Raw genomic sequence first — 260 nt, forward strand, 5'->3', positions numbered from 1 at the left:
GCATGACCCGGAAATCGTGATTGTCACGCACCATGGCCTTCGCGATGAGTGGGGACGTGAACTAGGAAGTCACCATTTCCGCTACATCAGTGCATGGCGCGTGCGCCAAGGTCGGGAGCGTGTGGAAAACGGGCTTTACGTAGTGGAGTTGAGTCCCAGTGCCTTGGCACTCGTGCTGCCGTATTTGAGAAATATGGAGGAAGAAGTATGGCTGATGCAGTGGATGACGAAGAATATCGGTGCCAAGGGTGCAAAAAGCT

1 protein-coding gene is annotated in these 260 nt (G+C 53.8%); it reads left to right on the top strand.

What is annotated here, in order from left to right; genetic code table 11:
• The coding region (locus AC1RPY_RS08000; RefSeq protein WP_481763152.1) for a hypothetical protein at nt 1-260 on the top strand (260 nt) is incomplete at both ends.

The sequence above is a fragment of the Dellaglioa sp. CoH-56-MRSF-12 genome, from assembly GCF_056782075.1.